Origin of the sequence: Rhodopirellula sp. UBA1907 (genome assembly GCF_002337565.1) — a bacterium.
Taxonomy (GTDB): domain Bacteria; phylum Planctomycetota; class Planctomycetia; order Pirellulales; family Pirellulaceae; genus Rhodopirellula; species Rhodopirellula europaea.
In genome coordinates, this window is record NZ_DDGH01000074.1 from 56,825 (window position 1) to 77,863 (window position 21,039).

Annotated in this window: 19 protein-coding genes; 13 read left to right on the forward strand and 6 right to left on the reverse strand. The window is 56.5% G+C overall.

Annotated features, from left to right (window positions below; genetic code table 11):
• Positions 1-114: 114 nt before the first annotated feature.
• Positions 115-297, reverse strand: a complete 183-nt coding sequence (locus B2R17_RS16320) for a hypothetical protein (protein ID WP_236615793.1) — start codon at positions 295-297, stop codon at positions 115-117.
• 32 nt (positions 298-329) lie between these two features.
• Between B2R17_RS16320 and B2R17_RS16325 the strand changes: the two genes are divergently transcribed.
• Both B2R17_RS16325 and B2R17_RS16330 read left to right on the forward strand, forming a co-directional pair.
• The gene (locus B2R17_RS16325) at positions 330-2,489 is read left to right on the forward strand and encodes an alpha-amylase/4-alpha-glucanotransferase domain-containing protein (RefSeq protein ID WP_286764812.1); all 2,160 of its coding nucleotides are present in this window, start codon (positions 330-332) and stop codon (positions 2,487-2,489) included.
• A 353-nt stretch (positions 2,490-2,842) separates the two neighbouring features.
• On the forward strand, positions 2,843-3,721 hold the full coding sequence (locus B2R17_RS16330; RefSeq protein WP_286764813.1) for a serine/threonine-protein kinase: 879 nt from the start codon (positions 2,843-2,845) through the stop codon (positions 3,719-3,721).
• Positions 3,722-4,213: 492 nt separating this feature from the next.
• Here the strand turns inward: B2R17_RS16330 and B2R17_RS16335 are convergent, their stop codons facing one another.
• The gene (locus B2R17_RS16335) at positions 4,214-5,626 is read right to left on the reverse strand and encodes a mandelate racemase/muconate lactonizing enzyme family protein (RefSeq protein WP_286764814.1); all 1,413 of its coding nucleotides are present in this window, start codon (positions 5,624-5,626) and stop codon (positions 4,214-4,216) included.
• Between the two features lie 226 nt (positions 5,627-5,852).
• Here B2R17_RS16335 and B2R17_RS16340 point away from each other — a divergent pair, with 226 nt between their 5' ends.
• From B2R17_RS16340 to B2R17_RS16390, 11 genes are all read left to right on the forward strand, one after another.
• Positions 5,853-7,334 (forward strand): DUF1501 domain-containing protein, encoded by a 1,482-nt coding sequence (locus B2R17_RS16340; protein ID WP_286764815.1) that lies wholly within the window; start codon positions 5,853-5,855, stop codon positions 7,332-7,334.
• Positions 7,335-8,078: 744 nt separating this feature from the next.
• The gene (locus B2R17_RS16345; protein WP_286764816.1) at positions 8,079-8,300 is read left to right on the forward strand and encodes a hypothetical protein; all 222 of its coding nucleotides are present in this window, start codon (positions 8,079-8,081) and stop codon (positions 8,298-8,300) included.
• A gap of 1,340 nt (positions 8,301-9,640) precedes the next feature.
• Positions 9,641-10,066, forward strand: a complete 426-nt coding sequence (locus tag B2R17_RS16350; protein WP_051073367.1) for an ankyrin repeat domain-containing protein — start codon at positions 9,641-9,643, stop codon at positions 10,064-10,066.
• 99 nt (positions 10,067-10,165) lie between these two features.
• Positions 10,166-10,792, forward strand: coding sequence for a hypothetical protein (locus B2R17_RS16355; RefSeq protein ID WP_008667706.1), 627 nt, complete (start codon positions 10,166-10,168; stop codon positions 10,790-10,792).
• Between the two features lie 180 nt (positions 10,793-10,972).
• Positions 10,973-11,314 (forward strand): hypothetical protein, encoded by a 342-nt coding sequence (locus B2R17_RS16360; RefSeq protein WP_286764817.1) that lies wholly within the window; start codon positions 10,973-10,975, stop codon positions 11,312-11,314.
• Positions 11,315-11,463: 149 nt separating this feature from the next.
• Positions 11,464-11,814: a hypothetical protein gene (locus B2R17_RS16365; RefSeq protein ID WP_286764818.1), complete on the forward strand. Its 351-nt coding sequence runs from the start codon at positions 11,464-11,466 to the stop codon at positions 11,812-11,814.
• Between the two features lie 244 nt (positions 11,815-12,058).
• The gene (locus B2R17_RS16370) at positions 12,059-12,373 is read left to right on the forward strand and encodes a hypothetical protein (RefSeq protein WP_286764819.1); all 315 of its coding nucleotides are present in this window, start codon (positions 12,059-12,061) and stop codon (positions 12,371-12,373) included.
• 765 nt (positions 12,374-13,138) lie between these two features.
• Complete coding sequence (locus B2R17_RS16375) at positions 13,139-14,191, forward strand: hypothetical protein (RefSeq protein ID WP_286764820.1); 1,053 nt, start codon at positions 13,139-13,141, stop codon at positions 14,189-14,191.
• A 30-nt stretch (positions 14,192-14,221) separates the two neighbouring features.
• A complete protein-coding gene (locus B2R17_RS16380) occupies positions 14,222-14,701 on the forward strand; it encodes a hypothetical protein (RefSeq protein ID WP_236615794.1) in 480 nt (159 codons plus the stop codon).
• Between the two features lie 770 nt (positions 14,702-15,471).
• Positions 15,472-16,140 (forward strand): hypothetical protein, encoded by a 669-nt coding sequence (locus B2R17_RS16385; protein WP_286764821.1) that lies wholly within the window; start codon positions 15,472-15,474, stop codon positions 16,138-16,140.
• 119 nt (positions 16,141-16,259) lie between these two features.
• Positions 16,260-16,880, forward strand: a complete 621-nt coding sequence (locus B2R17_RS16390; protein WP_286764822.1) for a hypothetical protein — start codon at positions 16,260-16,262, stop codon at positions 16,878-16,880.
• Positions 16,881-17,076: 196 nt separating this feature from the next.
• Here B2R17_RS16390 and B2R17_RS16395 read toward each other — a convergent pair whose 3' ends face one another.
• The 4 genes from B2R17_RS16395 to B2R17_RS16410 all read right to left on the reverse strand — a co-directional run bounded on the left by B2R17_RS16395 (position 17,077) and on the right by B2R17_RS16410 (position 20,998).
• A complete protein-coding gene (locus tag B2R17_RS16395) occupies positions 17,077-17,976 on the reverse strand; it encodes a ParA family protein (protein ID WP_286764823.1) in 900 nt (299 codons plus the stop codon).
• A gap of 211 nt (positions 17,977-18,187) precedes the next feature.
• Complete coding sequence (locus B2R17_RS16400; protein WP_286764824.1) at positions 18,188-18,859, reverse strand: TIGR04283 family arsenosugar biosynthesis glycosyltransferase; 672 nt, start codon at positions 18,857-18,859, stop codon at positions 18,188-18,190.
• Between the two features lie 51 nt (positions 18,860-18,910).
• Positions 18,911-20,218: an LptF/LptG family permease gene (locus B2R17_RS16405; RefSeq protein ID WP_286764825.1), complete on the reverse strand. Its 1,308-nt coding sequence runs from the start codon at positions 20,216-20,218 to the stop codon at positions 18,911-18,913.
• Between the two features lie 237 nt (positions 20,219-20,455).
• The gene (locus B2R17_RS16410; protein ID WP_339888702.1) at positions 20,456-20,998 is read right to left on the reverse strand and encodes a hypothetical protein; all 543 of its coding nucleotides are present in this window, start codon (positions 20,996-20,998) and stop codon (positions 20,456-20,458) included.
• Between the last annotated feature and the right edge of the window lie 41 nt (positions 20,999-21,039).

Here is a 21,039-nt window from a genome sequence, read left to right on the forward strand (position 1 = left end):
GCACTTCAAAACTGCACGACCTCTTTGTGTGGAGGTCCACCGAGCTACAGGTTGTGGCCAAACCAGTCCGCATAATCGTTACCACCGTCGTTTCCGCTCAAGCCGGCACAACCGTCAGCCGATGATGTTCGCAGCGGTTGTCGCGAGTGTGACGATTGCGCCGATTAACCGGCTGGAAACGACCAGCGAATTTGGCTCGCCCAAACATTCGCTCCGTTTCGAAAATTCCGGTTGTTTTTTGCATTCGCGCCATGCATGCAAATCGTAAAATTCGCGCACCGTCATCGCCTGTTTCACGACGTCCTTCCACACACTGAATCCCAGCGCCCATGTCGCCTCACGTTCACCTTTGCTTGGTCCTTCACAACCACCAGCCAATCGGAAACTTCGATGGCGTGTTTGAACAAGCTTACCAGGACAGCTACCTGCCGTTCCTGGAGGTGTTTGAACCGTACGACGCACTGAACATTTCCCTGCACACCTCCGGCCCGTTGATGCTGTGGTTGGCCGAACGCCATCCCGAGTACCTCGACCGCGTGCGTTTGCTCGTCGAAGCCGGCCGCATCGAGATCGTCGGCGGGCCACAGTACGAACCGATCCTGACGATGCTGCCCCGCCGCGATCGCGTGGGACAAATTCAATCATACAGTTCGTGGTTGCAGCGAAACCTGGGTGTCACGCCCTCTGGCATGTGGATGCCTGAACGCGTCTGGGAATCAGGCCTGACCGCCGACGTTGCCGCAGCCGGAATGCGATACACAGTGCTGGACGACTACCACTTCAAATCCGCTGGCATGGCGGAAGAAGAACTGCGCAGCTACTTCGTCGTCGAAGACCAAGGCCAACTGCTTCGCGTCTTCCCCGGCAGCGAACAACTTCGCTACACGATCCCATTCCGCCCGGCTCACGAAACGATCGACTACCTTCGCGGGATCGCTCATTCGAATCCCGGTGCCGTGATGACGTTTGGTGACGACGGCGAAAAGTTCGGCACCTGGCCTGACACCAAATCGCACGTCTACGACGAAGGCTGGTTGCTTTCGTTTTTCGACGCGTTGACTGAAAACCAAGAGTGGTTGCACACGGTAACGTTGGCCGAGTCCATTCAAAACGCTGCTCCCGCTGGCAAAGCTTACCTGCCCGATTGCAGCTACCGTGAAATGACCGTTTGGTCGTTGCCCGCCGAGTCACAAGAGATCCTCGACGACGTTTCCCACGCGATGGAAAACGATGAGCGCTGGGGTCACTTGGAATCGTTCGTGCGTGGCGGTTTCTGGCGGAACTTCAAAGTCAAGTACGAAGAAACCAACGAGATGTACGCTCGCATGATGCATGTCAGCGATCGTTTGGCCAAAGCTGAAGCAAGCGGTCACGATGCCGGTGAACTCGCCGAAATTCGCGATCACCTGTATCGCGGTCAGTGCAACTGCCCGTACTGGCACGGCGCCTTCGGCGGAATTTACTTGCCTCACCTTCGCAACGCGATCTACGAACACCTGATCCAAGCCGACACGTTGCTGCAAGAAATCGAAGGCACGCTGAACACCGTTTCCGCGACCGCCGGCGATTACGACTACGACGGACAACAAGAGATCCGGCTGTCCAATGAATCCATGGTCGCTTGGATCGATCCCGCCCAAGGTGGCCGGATGTACGAGTGGGACTTGCGAGGCATCAACCACAACTTGTTGGCGACTTTGCAACGTCGCCCCGAAGCCTACCACCGCAAAGTCCTGGCGGGCCCGAGTAGCGCCGGTGGCGACGTGGCTAGCATCCACGACCGCGTGGTGTTCAAGCAAGAAGGCCTGGATCAAATGATTCAGTACGACCGTTACGCTCGCAAGAGTTTGATGGACCACTTCTTTGACAACGAAGCGACCCTCGAATCGGTCTCGCGTGGCGAGTCACCCGAACGAGGTGACTTTGTCGAGCTGCCATTCGAAGCCAAACTGCGTCGAGGCAGCGACCGCGTGCAAGCTCAACTGCGTCGTGACGGCAACGCTTGGGGAATCCCAATCACGCTGACCAAAGCGGTCACCTTGCAAGAAGGCAGTGGCAACCTGTCCGTGACTTACTTGCTGGAAAACTTGCCACCGGCCAGCCCACTGCACTTTGCTGTCGAATGGAACTTTGCCGGATTGCCATCCGGAGCCGACGACCGTTACTTCAGCGACGTCGACGGCAACCAACTCGGACAACTCGGCGAACGCTTGGACCTCACCGATGTGCGTGGCTTGTCCCTGTCAGATCGCTGGCTCGGTGTCGATATCGACTTGCGAACCGATCGCGACAGCGGCGTGTGGGCGTTCCCAGTGGAAACAGTCAGCCAAAGCGAAGCCGGTTTTGAACTGGTTCACCAATCGGTGTGCGTGATGCCTCATTGGATCATCACCGCGGACGCCGAAGGACGCTGGGCGGTCACGATTGACATTGCCACTCGCTGTGAAAACACGATCGAAGTCCAACAGCACGATCATGTGAACGTCTAACGGGCTGTCGATTGAATGAGCCGCACCGCGTTAGCGGCGGTTGATTAGACGCCAACCGGGGCTAACGCCCATCGGCTAATTTTTTTATTCGGTATACGACTAAATCAACAGTCCGCTAAGCAGATGAACAGGAATGGTTGGGAATGTTCATGCGAGCCGTTTGAGCGTTGAAACAGCAAAAGGCTCGCATCCCGAAGACTCCTGTCTGCTGGCTTCGAAGATAGAAAGCTTGGTTTGTCAAAGGTTGGCTGATCAGCGACTTGTTTTTTCGACAAATGAATTGGTTGTGATTTCGATGGGTCGGCACGAGCATCTTGCCGTGCGAATTCGATTTCTCTTTTGAGGCAACGCCCGTGACGGCACGTTTGAAATTGGTGATGGACCCCAGCGACTCGACGCGTCGTCTTCGCGTCGGGATGCGGTTGGACAAATACCGGCTTGTCAAAAAACTTGGCGAAGGTGGATTTGCGACCGTCTACTCCGCTCACGACACGATCGAAGATCGCGACGTGGCGCTAAAAATCCCGGAGTCTCACGCTTCGAGCGATCACCAATCTGCCGACGACCTGCAACGTGAAGTTCGCATCATGGCGAGCTTGTCGCATGAGAGCATTTTGCCGCTCAAGGACGCTCGCTACATCGACGGCCACTTCGTCATGGTATTCCCGCTGGGCGAAGAAACCCTGCACGATCGACTCGGTCGCCGCATGGCTCGCGCGACCACGCTGGATTACGTCCGTCAAATGACATCGGCCGTGGCCTACGCTCACGAGCGTCGCATTCTGCACCGAGACATCAAACCCGAGAACTTCATCCTGTTCCCCAACTCCAAGATCTGCTTGACAGACTTTGGATTGGCTCGGATCGAACGCGGACGCCACGCCGTTTCCGCGTCAGGCACGCTTGGCTACATCGCACCGGAACAAGCGATGGGCAAACCAACTTATCGAAGTGATGTGTTTTCGCTCGGCTTGGTGATCTACCGCATGTTGTCAGGTGCTTTGCCGGAGTATCCCTTTGAAGCACCCTTGCCGTCGTACGCGAAACTGCGTCGCGGCTTGAACCAAGAGTTCGTGGACTGGATCCGTAAATCGATGGATCCCAAACCACTCAAACGCTTCCGAGACGGAGTCGCGATGGCCAACGCCCTCGACCGCATCAAATCCCTGACCGTCCCCGGTTCAGCAACCGGCACCACCTCAACAAGAAGCACCCGCCGCCGCGTCGCTTAGCAAAGCCCGTAGCCGGATTCGCCAAGAATTCGGATGGTTCCATTGCTATGGATGCCTCCCCTGTCGTGCAGCCCAGAGCGATGGAGTGTCCTTAACGCAGAGACGCCAAAGCCCCTGCGTCCCCGCGTCTCCCCGCCTCCGCGTCAAAGCGGCTTCTCATCCGCGTTTCGTTTCGCGAAAAAACCAAGCCAGCACGCAAACAGTTGAGGACAACGGTTCTACTCTGGAGCAACCCAATGTGGTCGAACCACGATTGGTCTGTCAGGACTTGTTTTTAGGGTAGTGGACGAGGCCACGAGTCCTGAACTGGCTTCAAATCCAACGACTCGTGGCCTCGTCCACTACGATCAACCCTCACTTTTAGCTGTGACAGACCAATCGTTTGGAATTGAGCCACCATCACAAACCTGCTTGATCCAGGCTGCGACCACCGACAAGAGCCCGAACAGAGGACTCGTTGCCTCGTCCACGACGTCCGCGATTGGCCGGCACTCAATACCCAAGCCCTGGCCCGTCCAGGCAACTCGTCGGCACGCTGCCGCCGCGGACCTCAAACATCGGCCCGAACTTCGCCATCCATTCCGCGTTGCCCTCGGGGCAATACTGCCGCCCATTGCTCTCCACCGCGGCCACGCCAGGAATATGAGCCGAAAGCGACGCCGAGTGCAGAAGCGACGCCCCCACACACGTCAGATCCTGCACGCACAAGAACAAATTCTCGTGCACTGCGATCGCGCCCAGCAACAGCGCTTCCGCATGCCCCTTGCACGCCTTCAACGCAATGCCGCTGTACCCCTGCGAGACCGCCAAGTGCAGACTCTCCAATCCAGTCAGTGACTCATCGATCACCACCGGGATTCTCGCCGCCGCTTGATGCATCGTCACCGCGTTCGGCCGTTTTAAATCACGATGCGTCGGCTGTTCGATGTACTGAATTCGCTCAAACGCTTCCGAGCATTCCGTTTCCAATCGATCCAGCAACCCCAACACATACGCTTCGTCCTCGCAGCGCTCATTGAAATCCAACGAGAACCACCACGGCTTGCCCGTCGACGCGCCGCGGTCAGTCGTCTCATTGGCAACCGTGTTGATGTCGCGAACACGGCGGAAATCCCAATCCGCATCGTCGCCGTTCAGCTTGATTTTCAAATGAGTCAACTCGTTGCGAGTGATCCACTCACCGAGCGTTTCCGGCAACCCGTCGCCGACAGGCTTCGTCAATTCAGCCTCCGTCAACGGATCCAACGCCCCGACCAAGTGATACAGCGGCAACGTCGCGACCGGCGAGGACGAGATGAATTGGTCCAGTCGCAAACCCGCGTAGCGATCGTCGCCCGTCATCGCACCCAAATCCGGCGGCAGATGCTCCGCTGACAGCAAGCCATAGCTGCTCTGCCCGGCGGCTTTTCCGTGAGCGTCAAACAACGCCGCTTCAATCGGCGACGCAGCCAACAAAATCGCTAGCTCTGGAATCGGGGCCGTCAACTCGTGCCCGGCCGCGACCGCTGCAACCAACTCGTCTCGCTGACTGGCAAGTTGAAGACAAATTTCCATCGGATGCCCGGAGAGCGTTCCCGATGCCTCGTTCACTTGCGCGGCCATTCGGCTGGCCAGTTCCAAAACGACTTCCAACTTGGTGTCATCGGTGAGCGACGCGTCGGGCCACGCCCAAGTCACCCCCATCGTCATGCTTCCCACGCCGATCTGGTCGCCGTCGGCGGACTGGCCAGCTTGGTTTTTCGCGATGCACTCCGCGGTCAAAACCGTGACCTCTTCCACCACCCGCCCGCCGAACTTCATCGGTGTTCGGTAGCGATAGGACTCGGACTGCAACGTCAGCGAAAACTCTTTCAGAGCGGTGGGGGCCGGATTCGCGGGGAAAGAAAGTGACTTGGAGGCGGACAAGGCGGGACTCGAGGTGGGAGGGGCAAAGTGATTTTGCCAGCAGTTTAACGCACTCAAACCCGACCAAGTGATGCCCCCGCAGTCGGATTTTTCACGAAACGATTGCCTCCATTCACAAAAGTCGTCTACAATGGGACGGCGGCGACTGACTAAGAACCCGCGTCAACGGTTCTTTGCAATCGTTCGCCCCCGCCTTTCATCTCACCTCCTGCCTCACCACCACGCCATGAACGCATCTCGATCAAGCCATTCAGGTAATTTCTGTGGTCGCACCCGTCGCGAATTCGTTTGGGAAACGGGATGTGGGTTCGGTGCCGCAGCGCTGAGTTCGATGCTGGCGACCGATGGATTGTTGCCACACGCTTCGGCGTCACCCGCCTCCCAAGTCGCTGGCTCAGCCGGACCGATGGCGGTCAAACCACCGCACTTCGCCCCCAAAGCCAAGACGGTGATCTTCCTGTTCATGTATGGCGGCCCCAGCCACATCGACACGTTCGATCACAAACCCGCCATGAAAGGCATGGACGGAAAAACCGTCGACGTCAAAACGTTCGGCCGCGGCGGACACAAAGCCGGCGGCCGAATCGTTGAACCTCGCTGGGATTTCGCTCCCCACGGCGAGTGCGGCAAAATGGTCAGCACGCTGTTCCCCAACGTCGCCAAACACGTCGACGACATTGCCTTCTTGCATTCCATGACTGCGGACTCGCCAATCCACGGCTCCGCCATGCTGATGATGAACAGCGGCAAAATCCTGTCCGGCTCACCAGCCTTGGGATCCTGGCTGACATACGGACTGGGCAGCGAAAATCAAAACATGCCCGGCTTCGTCGTGATGCTCGATCCAACCGGCGGTCCCATCAGCGGAGCGAAGAACTGGTCCAGCGGTTACATGCCAGCCACCTACCAAGGCACCGTGTTCCGCACCGAAGGCAATCCGATTCTCGACTTGAACCCGCCTTCCGATTTCCCGCCTGGACTGCAACGTCGCCTGATCGATTCCATCCAAGACGCCAACCGTCGGCACCTCGCTCAACACGTTGGCGAAGAACCCTTGGCCTCGCGAATCTCCAGTTACGAGCTGGCGTACCGAATGCAGTCCGCTGCACCGGAAGCAGTCGACCTATCGGACGAAACCGAAGAAACACTTTCGATGTACGGCGTCAACAATCCCAAGACGCAAGCCTTCGGCAAACGCTGCTTGCTAGCACGTCGCTTGGCACAGCGTGGCGTTCGATTCATCCAGCTGTACAGCGGCGGTGCCCACAACGACGACAACTGGGACGCTCACGGCGACCTCGAAATCAATCACAACAAACACGCCGGCGCGACTGATCAGCCCATCGCAGCTTTGCTGGCCGATTTAAAACGAACCGGCATGCTCGACGAAACCCTCGTCGTTTGGGGAGGCGAATTTGGTCGTCAGCCCACCGCGGAATACGCCAACGGCAGCGGCCGCGACCACAATGCCTACGGATTCACCATGTGGATGGCCGGCGGCGGAATCAAAGGCGGCATCAGCCACGGAACGACTGACGAGCTTGGTGCTGCGGCAGTCGAGAACCCGCTGCACGTTCGCAACCTGCACGCCACGATCTTGCATCAAATGGGACTCGATCCAAACCACCTGTCCTACTTCTATGGCGGCCTCGATCAAAAGCTCGTCGGAGTCGAACACGTCCGCCCCATCCACGAGATCATCGCCTGAGCCCACCCGCCTCTCCCAACCCACCGCGTCAGCAAGGCCGCACGCTTCCATTCCCAACCCGCAGCGTCAGCAAGGCACCGCCCCTCACCTCCGCAGCCGGATTCGTCAAGAATTCGGATCACCGCTGCCCCTCTGTCACAACCCGCAGCGTCAGCAAGGCCGCATCAACTACTCCGCGAGTCCCTATCAACGCTGAAAGCGTGCCATCTCATCCGCCAGCCCTGAAACAGTTGCACCAGACAGCTTGATCCCCGAAGATTACGGGGGGGGTACCAACCAGACACATTGCCGGCTCCCGCCAAGGAACCGACAGAGCCCCAGTGACTCCCAAGCATTGGAGCCGGAAGCCGGTCACCCAAGCGGACGAAGTCCATCCCCGCGTCACACCCCTCAGTCTCATCACCCGTCTGACACGCAGCACGTGCTCGGCGTCGGCACCCCGAGCGAAGCAGCGGGTAAATATGTAGCCGACGGAGGCCCACCGTTGGCATGAGCACAACAGAGCACAGAAAGCGAACAGACTGCCTGAAAGTGCGAGGCACGAACCTACATGGATTATGTCGCATTGCCGATGTATTTTGCCGACGGAGAGCCTACGTCGGCTACGCCAGAGTCTGTGCCGTCAGGCCCCGGTAACAGCGGAGCGGCGAATCCGAGTTCAACGCGCCACGTGGTCCTTTGGTAGTTCGGCGCTCCTTTGCGTGAGCGCGTGCATGATCACCATCTCTGGTTGGAGTACCGTCGATGAGCATTTGGGCGATCGTTCTAGTCTCGATAGGAATGGTGAGCATTGCGGTCTCGCTGGCGAATTCGAGACACCCACCATCGAATACCGACTTGCTTGCGGTAAGTGAATCGATGCCCGATGACTTGATTGGCAAACGTCTCAACGAGCGTCGATGGCGAGTGGATGCAAAGGTGGGCATCCAATACGGCGTCGCCTTCATCGTCCTTGGTCTACTTTAGCAGGCAATTCTGTACCTGTTTTGGTTTTAGATTGCTATACAGTAGAGAACTATGTGATGGCAATTGAGCGTCGGTGGGCGCCGCTCTGAAGTGAAAAACCAACTGCCGACACCCACACATCGTCGCCGTCATCCGATCGATCATCACCCCGTTTCCGACCCAACGCGTTCGGTGTTGCCTTGTTACTGATCGTGATTCTCGCTTTGATTGCTACGACAGCTTTCTATCGTCAAGCATTGGCGAGGCACGTTCATCCCGGGAAAGCCGCAAGTGTTCCGTTCGTTGCTGCAGGTTTGTTCCTGATCGCGGGATACTGCACTTCGTTCGCGCTCAACAAATTTGCAGAGTGGACTGACGCTGCTCCAACAACCGTTCGCATTATGGCGCTCATGGCCAATTTGTTTTTGATGCTTGCGTATCTGTTGCTGATTCGCCGCAATTGGCTCGCACTCACGACTGAATCGCACACGGATTCACACTGATTGAAGGCACGTATTCTTCTTCGTGGTTGGAAACATTTGTTGTCCTGCATTGCCCCCGATAGGATGGGGTTCACATCAGCCGTTGTGACTGATGTGTCACCACTGCAAATGCGGGGAACCATGAAGTGCACGGGAGTACGAGTAGCACGCTTTCTCGTCTTCTCGCGAATTCCTCGCCCGTCGCCCGTGATTTCTACCGTTCGTCGAATCGTTGCTTCTACTCTTTTCAGCCGTTGGGGAACCTTATGGCCGTTCGAACTATCTCCGTTTTATGCGTCTGCTTTGCTGCCACACTTTGCGTCAATGTTGCCGCGGATGAAGTCACGTCGAAGGACAACGCTACCTGGATCACCGTTGTTCAGGCGCCCAACGCACACGCCGACCAATCTCAGTTTGTTATCCAAGTCACAAGTGGTGCCGAATTTAGGCTCGTAGACGCGATCGCTGAAACGCTCCCCAACATGGATGATGATGAGATACGGTTGCTGCCAGCATCGAAGGTGAATCTCACTTTCGTCACCGATTCATTTCTGGTGATGAAGTTGCAAGGTGAGTCACTGACGCTCGCACCCGGGACAAAATTCCCTTTCTCGATTACCCGGAAACTTGCAAAGAGCATGAGCAAGATTGGATTTTCAGAGACCAAGATTGAATCCCCTGAAAAGCTCTTGGTACGTCGAACCGTGGAGGACCCATTCGCAAGATCCTTCGCATTCCGTGATGGGGACGCATTCAACAGCCGATTCGAACCAAGCCTTCGTTAGTCATCAATTCATTCCGTGCAATGGCAACGAACCTTGTCATTGTCCGATAAAAACGCATGGGTCGTGATGCACGCTGCCTCGATTGTTGTTGAACATGGTCAACGAACTCTTTGAAATCTGCTGCGAACGTGCTCCTGATCCAGCGGACCAAGAGAGACGCATTGATGCTGCTGTCAAGGCTGGTGTCGATGTCCACCAGACCGACAAGAACGGAGTAACGGCATTGCATCACGCGGTGCGATTTAGGAGCCCGATAGCTGTCCAATCGCTGATCAGATCGGGGGCAAACGTCAATCAGCGCTGTCGACGAAATGGATCGACACCTCTGCACCGCGCGGTTTGCCAAACGGGCGCACCGGGCACCGCTGGTCGATCGGAGGCCGTCACAGAAATCGTTGCGATGCTACTTGCCGCTGGTGCGGACCCTTCGATTGCCAACAAATCAGGGAAGACACCCGCGGACTACGTGACCAACGACTTGTTGCGGTCTTTGCTATCTACCAAGTCAAAACGCGGGTAACCGACCAAGCAGGTCGCCAAGAGTCTTTCGACATTTGAACTGTTTAGGCAAGTGTTGTTGCTTCCACGTACAATCGGGGCTAACGGCTAAACGACTCACATGATTGTGCCCGATGATTCCTGCCGATCTGCTTCGACCATGCATGTGAACCGTCGCTACGTCTTTGCTGTGGTCGCCGTTTGGGAAGCACTTGCCGCTTTGTCAATAATTAGCGGAACACCCGCGCCCGCGTTTCTCAACCACTCGGATCGCACCGACTATGGTTGCTGCGAACCGACCGTCGCTGGTGATACTTGGCTGCGCGTATGCGGAAAATCATCGTCCGACGGCTATACGCTGCCATTGATCTATTGTTCGGAGACTTCCGGACCTCCGATCTCTCTGGCTGTCTCCGCCCTCGACTACCGCAATGATGCGATCGACTACACGCACATGGACGTCGAGTCTGTTGTGGTCACGGTTGAAGGTTGCCCTACCGAGCTCACAATCCCGCCGGAAAGCAAACGGATTGCATTCCGTGCGCACTACTCTGGCGCAATCGCCAACTGCCTTCTGCGTTTGCCTAACAATCTCCAACCGGCGACCGATGTCGAAATGTTTGTCACCGTGACGGTGGCGGTCTCAACTGGCGAACGGACGGATCGCTACACTATTTCGGGTGCCCTGAGGCAATCTCGCTGGTCTGGGTACTGGTTGATATTCGAGGCGTTTGCCCCACACGCTTGAATGTGACGTTTGCATTTCTTCCCGTTTCCATGACCCTATAGTGCGATCAAGATGGAAATAACGATCTGTCCCCACTGCAACATGCGAATGGTTCCTAGGGCGGATGGACACTGCCCCAGTTGTTCCCGGCTCCCTAGTGACCCGATTGACGACTTCGGTCCCGCGCCGGAGTTGCGTCGAGTGGCAATTCACACGAGCAGCACGCCCGTTGCAAATCCGGTTCAAGATATCGTCACGCGGCTTGCAGGATACTTCGTCGCTCCAGCCGGCGCGGCTGTGCTCACCTGGGCCGTGCTTTCCGCTGTCATTGGAGAAACCGACTCCGCAAAGGGCTGCTCGTTCATATCGTTCGGGCTGGTCTTGATCGCTTGGGACTTCACCTATCGCAAACGCCGGTCTTCCCATGCTTGGAAATGGGTCTTCTCGACGGAGGATTACGTACCGTCGCTCTACGGTATCCCACTCTGGTTTTTCGGTTTCGTGGTGTGCTTTGGTGGCGTGTCCATTGTCTTTGATCATTGACGTGATCCGTTCGTCCATCGCAACGGGCGTACAGGCCGCGTATTGGAACTCGGCTTGCATCGTCCTATGCCGACGGAGGGACAATCGTCCGTGACCGCTGATGGCAATCGTTTTAAGCCACATTCAAAATCGACAGTGTTTGAGTCGCAATGAGACCATGCATCCGATGTGGGCTGCCGATCGACAACTCAGCGGTTCTGTGTGCTGATTGTGAGGCCAGGCCAGTTGCGTCTCGCGAAATGCTGACAGCTTCCTCAGAACACGAACCGACGGAAGCAAACGGCGGTGCGGGGGCGTCGCACTGGTGTTTGGTGTTCGTCGGTGCCGCGTTGCGTGGAATTCCTGCGGCAATCGTGATGATGGTTGCTTCACAATTCGTGGCTTGGTTCCGACTGCCGTTGCTGACGACTTGCTACATTGGTCTCGGCGTAATGGTTGTGTACGCACTATTGGGAGGCTTGGCTGATCTGCTTCCTTCGGGTTCCGAGGAGTTGGAGTAGCCAGGGAATGCACGGTAAGACGCGTGCTCCGTTTTCCCGCCCGGTTTCAATTTGTTCGCCCGTCCTCCGCGATCTCGCCTGAGCGTCGGTCAAGAAAATTGATTTGTCGATCGCATTTTAAAGCACGAATTTGAATCCATATTCTCCGAGTTGCGAAGTCGAAGCGAAAGCGACTACGAGATCGTTGTGGCGAACGCTACCTTCATTTCTGACAGGCTTTTTTGCCGGAACTGCGTTGCAGTGGGTGCTGTTCTGGACTGATAGTTTCGACACTGCATTCCCGCCGCTCGGCGGGGCACTACTCGGCGCCATCGGTGTTTTGGCATATCGGTATACCACGCTGCGAAAACACAAGCTCTCGATATTGCTAGGTGCATTTGTCGGGAACTTGAACGCGTTCTGGTGCAACCGTGCGCCGCTTCTCTATTGGGACATCCCTCGCGACTACGCGACTTCATGGTCACTTGCTGCGGTCTCGTTCATCGCAACCCTGGCTTGCACATTCGCAGTGGTCGCCATCATCGACAAAACGACGGGCGTCAATCGGCAAGAGACCTGATGTTAACTCTGGGTCGGATGCGATAAAAATCGCTCGGTACACCTGAGCGGCATCGATTGGTGATGTCCACCGCTCAGTCGTTGCCGCTGACAGTCCCCAAATCGCAAGTGGCAGAGCCGTGAGCAGTAACGAACTTTCCCGCGGCAGTTAAAATCAAATCTTTCCTTTCTCGCACGTTTGCTGCGCGTCTCGTCTGATTGAAATGCTCCTTTCGTGAAATCAAACCCGTACGAACCTTCAGATGAGGGCCTCCAGTCTCCGGCACCGTTAACAAGCCCTGGTGGCCCTTCAGCGTTCTCCGGTTGCCTCACGCTTTTCCTGCTGATTGCTGGAGGCGTCGGTTCGCTTCTCGGTACGATGTGGATACGCACTTTTGGATTCACGACATACCGGCAACATCTCGCCATTATCGGGCTTCCGCTTGGGATCTTGACGCTTTTCGGATCCCTTGGGCTTCTCTGGTTCGCCATGTTCCGACTGCGATCAAAAGCCATCACCGACCGAGCCGTACGATGCTTGATCGCAACGCTTTCGCTAAGCTACAGTACGCCCCCCTTTGGCCGGGCCCACAGTTCTTTGTGACTTGCTGGCATCATCGTGCGACGCTTCTTCGCTGGTGCCTGACCGCACTGTTGAAAGCCCGTGACGAAACACCACCACTGAACAAAGGGTTTCGACACGATGGCCTCGTCAGCGTCACTTGGCAACGGAGTTCTTCCGATGGGTCTCGGCCAACTCAGACGCCAAGCATCTCAGGAACACACCATGCTGACTCCATCCATTCATGTGATCGTTGCGCTGATATTGGTTTTGCCAATCTCGAGCGTCGCCCAAGCTCAATCGAACGAGCCCCCGGCATCAGCTACCGAAACGCCTACCAAACAGACGCTAACAGGTCCCTCTCAGGCAACACATGGTTTGGTCGGCCTGCGTCCCATTCCTGCGGATGTATCGGGCACCAAGCACCACCACGGTGGCTCGTGGGAGGGCATGCCAACCTACGACAAACAGAATGGCAGTTATCCGTTTGTCGCCGAGAACATCGACACGCTTTTTGGCTGGGTGCCCGGTGGCGACTTTGCGACGAAGCATGTTTTCTTTGAGTACTACTGGGGGCTGAGCAAAGACCGAGACGATCTCGACCCTGAGAAGAATCTTCTGATACAGACGATTCGCCGATGGGAGCGAAAAGGTGGTGAGATCGAACATATCTTGATTTGCCGGGAAGCTCGTTTGGCGGTTGATCGTGGTTGGGCGGATGCAGAGCTGGGCCCCTTCAAAGAAGACGGGCGGATTCTCTCAGCCAAAGACATCCGCGACATACGCCAGCTTTTCAAAGAAGCTCATGCGAAAAACCTGACTAAGCACGGCGATTACAAGTTGATCATGATGGTTGAGGAGCCATCTTTCTTCGCGACCAACGAAGAGGCACAAAAGGTGATCAAGATGACCAGCGGCGTTGCGTACGAGGCTCATCAATTCAACCGGCATTGGCCACTGGCAACGGGGTGGTCCAACCCTGACGAAGTAGTCGCAGGTGCCAAATGGGCATTGGAACAAGACCTCGAATACGTTTTCTATTTCGGTCCCATTCTTTGGGAACAGGACGAACGGTACGAGCCATTCATTGAACGAAAGTGGATCGAATTGTTCTGGGCGGCGGGGCTGCCGAAGCATCATCCAAAGATGCACTACTACCTCAACCTGTTCCCACACCACACAGGCCGGAATCGCCCAGTCGGCCCGGAGTCCAACCCTCATTCAAACCTTGGGTTTACCAAGTGGATGATCGAAGAGGTAAAGCAATCGAACAGGTAGCCGTAGCTTGGCTGACAGGGGACTGGTGGCATGAAATTTGGGATACGCACACTTGGGCTTTCTACAGCCACACTTGCCGCCACCGTTGCGTGGTTCTCGGGAATGGTCACGGTTTTCGATGACACGTTCGTTCGGGAACCGTTGGTCGGAGTGATCTTCGCAGCCTCCGTGCTCTTCTCGATCCCAGTGGGCATTGTTTTCACGACGCTCAGCTTCGCTGACGACAACGAGCGTGAGCATTGGCCGATCGCAACGGTGAGCTGCGCACTGATACTGTTGCTTGGATTTGTGGGTTACTATGGAGCGTGGCCTCTCGCAGAGAATTTTATTCCGAATACTGCATTCACGAGCAATCGTCGCTTTTGGTGGTTGATGGCGAGCGAGGTGGAGGACGCTGGGTTCTATCTACTTTGCATTGGAGTCTTGCTCGTGTTTGGCAACTTGTTGATTGCTGCGATTCGCCACTTTCGTGGCCGTGACTCACAGCTGAGCGATTCGCTCATCGACTGATCCGCTAGCTGCAAAATGGTTGACCACATTTGCGTTGCTTGCCAAAGGCAGGGGGCAACAAGTCTCGGTGGGCTCGAATCTCACGTCGGCTGGCTGTCGGGCCGCCCGCTAGCGCCAACCGGACGGATATGCCAACCGGACTTGCAATGTTCGGTCGCCGAACTCGCAACGTGGAGCCTCGATTTCAACTGCTACCATGTGGTCAGTACGCCGGCATAGACAACGCGACACAGCAAGCCCGAGATGAAAAACGAACCGCCAATACTAAAGTTCGACGAACACCGCGAGTCCGCGAGCGATGACACTCGAGTTCGATGCCCAAAATGTGGCAGTCTTATCTTCATGCACTCGATGCGATGCGAGCACTGCGGAATCTATTTTGAAGGTGAGGCGTGGGAATTCTCCTTGTCGACAAAGCAAGACCTGAACTCAACAACGCTCGGTTTACCGCGATGGATACTGGTTGTCGCCATCGTGTTTCTATGCTGCCTGATCCTATACGCATCGTTCGGAGTCATTTGATTGGCTATGATGCTTCCCGCTTGCTCTTCGTTACGACGGCTTCGATCGCAACCACTGTTTGGATCTGGGGTCTCGGCAGTGAGGGAGGAAGGGCCGATTGAACCCGGAGGTTGGCTTTTGCGAGGTGGCAAAGAACGCGTCGATGTGTTCCAAGCTACCGAACCTGCTGAGTTCGAGTTGCGTCTGGCATTCAGGCCCGGGTGAGCATTTCGAAAACGTTTTTCTCGCAAATGGCTTGCATCCGATAAATGAATGGCACCTTTGCTAGGGAAGCGTTTTCGATGAAGTACGAGCAATGGAGAAACGAACTGTTTAGCTTTCCGCCCGAAAGCGACCCGGTGATGCATGAGCATGCACAGGGCTTCTACGATGTGCCACCTGAGCTCGCGTTCGATTATGTGGATCAGATCCTTGTCGACTCCGACGTGCACGGGGCGTTCACAAAGGAACAACTTGGCAAAGGGATCAATACAATCTATTCCAATTGCTGCAGCGATCTTCCGTTTCTCTACACCTCGGATTGCCGTGAAGATCGAAGGATCAAGGGGATTCGCAACCTGAAGCACCTCTATCAAAACTTTTTCAACCGACACTGCACTGGCCAAGTGACCGACATCGGCAACTCCCGCGACGACGGTCCAATGGGATTCATTTGCTATATGTTCTGGGATGTTTTTGTTTTGTACCCTGGCAATGCAACTCCAGGGATGGTCGATGCAGCAATCGATGTGATGCATTCCGTTCTTCAAACGAACCACGACAATAGTCTGGTGTCCGCGATCCATGGACTCGGGCACTGGGCGTCCAGTGTGCCAGATGCGGTCTCGATCCTGGAACATTGGTGTCAGAAACCGACAACGCAAAATCACGCGGTATTGGAATATGCTCGCGCAGCATCAACGGGCATGATACAGTGACCGCAATTCAAAGTCGCCGAGTGGCTTTTCAGTTGGGGACTTGGGCAGTCACCAAGGCTGTCGTGACTGGACACCAAAGAAGCGTCCCTCATCCCACAGTGATTCTTGGTTGACCAAAGATGAAATGGAACGCCCGGACGATTGTCATTCTCACGATGGCGATAACGCTGTTGCACTCTCCAGCCATTGCGGAGGAGTTCGAGGTCTACGGAACATCGACCGTGTTCACGGTCACTTCCGAAATCTTGGCGAAAACACCCGAGTGGAAGATCGGCGACGAACCAATACCCTGTGCGATTGGTACTGCCATGCAGATTGCGAAAGAGCGACACGACAAAAATGAATTCCAAGGATTTGGTAAGTTGCATGCTTGGGCGTATCACCGTGCAGTGCTCGTGTCAGCGGATGACAATCGCTTCTACTGGCTGGTGACGTACAAAGGTCCCTACGACGCATCGCTCTTCAAGGGCCCGGGTGGATATTCGTATCCAGGAGCCAGGACCCACTACATTCATTATCCGGTGTTGATGAGCGGTGAGCTCGCGCCAGAACGGGGTCGAAACGACAAACTTGGTGAAGCCCGTAAGCGGTACTTTGAGGACTCCGATGAGGAATTCGATTTCTGGAGCGTGCTTGAGACTGCCGGTTGGCCGCACCTGTTGAATGATTTCGAAGAATGGAATGAAAGCAGAAAAGACGATCCGTTTGCTCCCGCGGAAAGCAAGCCAAGCGTCCGCTAGTTTGGTTTTCGCGGAACGAAACTGAAGTTTCCAACCCCGGATTTCAGCGAATGGTTCGCGACCAATTCTCGCAGGCGCTAGCGGACTTCGTCCTGGATTGCGAGCACCGACAGCAACTTTGGTCGCGTAACTCGAATTGTTCTGGCCGTCCCAGAGACAAGAATCCATCTCAAAGCAATAGTTCGATGCGTGATCGTCAAAGACAGATCAGCTCTTCCTGTCGATTGGTCACCGGGATGTCCAGGTTGCGAAGTCGCGAAATGATCTCGCCGCAGAGTTCTCGATAGCGTGCTGCGAATTGTCGTCCGTACTTTGCGTCGCAGTTCGCTTGTGGATTGCTCAGCTCGCGCGGATCGACGGCCCGGGCCAATTGCGCCGCGTTGGGAATGACCGATTCGAAAGGCGTGGGCAGCATGGAATATGGTTCCGCAACCATCGCACGGTGCAGCGGTGTTTGCTGGCGATACAACGTCCACAGCGTTCCGAGCGTCTCGACACGAAAACGTTTCAGCCGATCGACCAGGTTGGCTGAACCTCGCACCGACAATTGATCCGGGATCGATGGGATCACGCAGCCGTCCGCAATTCGTAAGAACATTTTGACTTGCATCGCAATGCTGGGCGGGCAGTCCACGATGACGAAGTCATACAACTCGTTGAGCCACTTTTTCGCACCCGGCATTTGTTTCTTGATCTGGGTGAACAACTCTCGCTCGGTTTGGAACAACCCGGCACGGCGCTTGGATCGAAACGCATTGCTGTAGAAGTCATCGATCCGAAACGAGCATGGGATCACGTCCAGGAAGTCATGCACCGTCGCGACATTGGATGTCTCTTCCGAGATGAAGGATCGCAGGTCGCCGACTTCAAAATCCGGATCGCACATTTCCAAGAAGACATCGTGCAGCGTGCGTTTGCGATTCTCGCACTGGAGCATTCTCTTTTGCCCCAGCAGCAATTCGCCCGCCATGCTTTGGTGATCCGCATCGATCACCAAAGTCTTGAACCCTTCCTCCGCCAACGTTTCCGCGATGGCAACCGTCGAAGCGGTCTTTCCAACTCCACCTTTGAGATTGATCATCAATAGAACAGGCATGGGCTTTCAGTGGTTCGAGGGTATGGAATCGCCTAACGGAAACAGCACCCGAGAGGGGAGCTCTTCCACTCAACCATTCACTATAAACGCACGAACGCTCAAACCGAGCGGTCGGGAAACGTGCTCTTTCGTTCCACCGGGCATCAAAGCTGGCCCATTCAGCCCAACCGCTTCGCTGCGTGTATTCCGCAGCGTCGTCGCCAGCGAACCTCTATCGGTCGTAGATCTGGCGCAATTCGTCCGGAGACGCACCTTTGGCGAACGCATGTTGGATCCGCCAGTTCAGCAAGGTTTGGCGGAGTACTCCACGCTGCTGCCATCGTCGTGCGTCGACTCGTACCGGCCCGGGCAACAGCGACGCAGGTGTGATCTTGCGAAGTTCCGCCGACAGCATCACGTCTTCCATCAGGCTCACGGCGGCGAATCCGCCCGCCCGATCATATGCGTCGCGCTGGGCAAACATCGCCTGATCGCCAAACACGTTTGATCTCACGCGAGCTCGCCAGGCGTTCCCCCATTCCAGCCAGCGGTACCGCCAGCCGTTCGCATCGATGTGTTGGCGAAAGCCGCCCCATACCGGCCAGTGAGCCTGTCGCAGTTGCTCTAGTGCATCGCCTGGCAAACGATTGTCAGCGTGTAGGAACAGCAGCATCTCGCCGGTCGCCATCTCGGCCGCAGCACGCAACTGCACCCCACGTCCCGACGGAGCACGCAGGCACCGCACGCGGCGGTCGCTGAGGGATTCGGCGATCTCGAGGGTACCGTCGCTGCTGCCGCCATCGCTCACGACCACTTCTGCGGCACCGCATTGCAACGCGGAGTCAACGCAGGCCTCGATGTTGGAAGCTTCGTTCCAGGTCGGTACAATGACGCTGACCTTCATCGTTGGTTAGCCAGCTGAATGGTGTCAACGACGTCCGGTGAACCGGTTCGCTCAGACGGTTTGAACATGTCGGTAGCGTGAGTACGCCAGCGGTCCGATGATCAACAGCGGGATCCAGGCGGCGATGCCGGGCGTGACCAGTGTGGTGCTGCCGCCCAGCGTGCTCGCGACCGTTTTCAACGCGAAGAATGCGATGATCAATCCGACGGCAGATCCAATCAAGACGAACAGTTTGCGGCCGCGGCGATTGACCACCATCGGCAAGACCAGCAAGATCAACGCGAAGTCGAGCGGTGCTCGGACGATGCGTTCGTGCGTTGTCGTTCGCAACGCCATGCTGCTGTGCACGGCCGGATTTCGGACTCGTCCGGCCAATTCCATGACCGATGCCAGCTTTGTCGCGGTGTCTTGCGTTTGCAGCATGTTGGGGTGGATGCTGGTGACGACAAAGCATTCCGTCGGACCCAACCACGGTTGATCGGCTGGGGTGAGAATCACCATGTCTTCCCGCGACGAGAGTCCCGCCGAAGGAACGCTGCTGAGTTGTTCCGGTCGACGTACGCCTTGCAGCAAGTACCCGGTGACGTCTGGCATTCCGGTTCGGCCAGCCAAATCTTTCCAGCTGCTTCGTTTGGCGTCGATGCCGAAGTTCGCAGTTCCCGCCGATGCCAATTGCGACGAGGCGGTGTCGGGGCCGGCGATGTCGGGGCCAGCGGGCTCAGTTGGCCCCTTTTCGGCCCGCCATTCTGCCATCGCGACCGGGTCCCACCAGATCGCTTCGCGTGCGAGCAACACGTCGCCGAATCCGGCGTAGTCGCTGTAGAGACGAAAGTTGGGGCGCGAGATGACTCGTCCGAGCGTCCGCAATTTGTCGCCTTCGATCAGAATTCCGGAGGATTGGTCGTAGGTCGGCATGACCGCTTGTTCGATGTCGCCGGAGAGGTTTTTCGCTTTCATGGTCAACGAATCACGAAAACGGGGGATCACCCATTCGCGATTGGCTAGCTGGACCGAGATGATTGCGAGCGAAGCGATGACCATCGGTCGGAGGATCCGTCCGTGGGAAACTCCCGCTGACAAAGTGGCGGTCAATTCCCCCGTTCGCCGCAGCCAACCGGCAGTGAAGAGGAACGCCATCAGCGTGATGATCGTGCCTGTCATGTCGAAAAGCAGCAGCAGGTACGGCCCGTAGAACTTGGCTAGCACCAGCGGCAATGAATCGCCGACTTTGGATTGAGCGATCAGATCGTCCATCGCTGTGAACGCGTGAAACACGATGAAGATGCCCGCCAACGACAAAAAGCACACACAAACGGTGCGCAAGAAGAGGATCAGGACATAGCGATCGATCTGGGTCACGATGCGGCGGGCTGGGTCTTGAAGGCGAACCGGGCTGTTGAGAGCCAGGCTTCGAGATATCAGGTGAACGAGGGAAAACGGATTTCTCCCGTCCCGCCTTACCATCGCATCCAACCCACCGACGCCTCAAGATCAATCGTCGGTGGCTGAATTTGTAGCACGGTGGTCTCCACCGTGAGTTTGCGCTCGGCTGGCTGGGAGGCCCCAGCCAGCTACGATTTGGTTGCGATGGCTGGATCAGTCGACCAGTTGGGCGCCGGGCGGCAGTGGGTCGGCGTGGATGATCACGTCGCCTTGCGAGTCAACTCGATTCGATTGGTAGGATCGAGGTGCGAACGAGTCGCCTTGGATGACTCCGCCGTATCCATCAGTGGGATAGCCACTGCCGGGAACGATGGTTTCACCGTAACCGAGCGTGCCGCTGCCGAGATACGGGTCGACCGAGCCTTCGTAGTAACCTGGCATGCTGGCACTGTATTCACTGCCGCATCCGTCGCCGACATAGGCTTGCGGTGCAGGGCAGGTCGAGCAGGTTCCCGCGGAAGCTTGAGGTGCAGCGTAGGGCACATAAGCAGGTGCGGGCGCATAAACCGGTTGTTGTGGGATCATCGGTGGTGCCGCTACGGCTGGGCCGCGATTGAACAATCCACAGGATCCCGTGTTGCAACCGCCAGCGTTTGGTGCGGGCGGTGGAGCAAACGGGTTGACGGCGCGACCGATCGCGCTGGCTCGATTGCAAAGACCACAGTTTGCACCGCGGCCGAAGAAGAAGTTTCTCATTCCTGAGCAGCCGGTCGAGGTAACCGTGACCGTCACGAGCA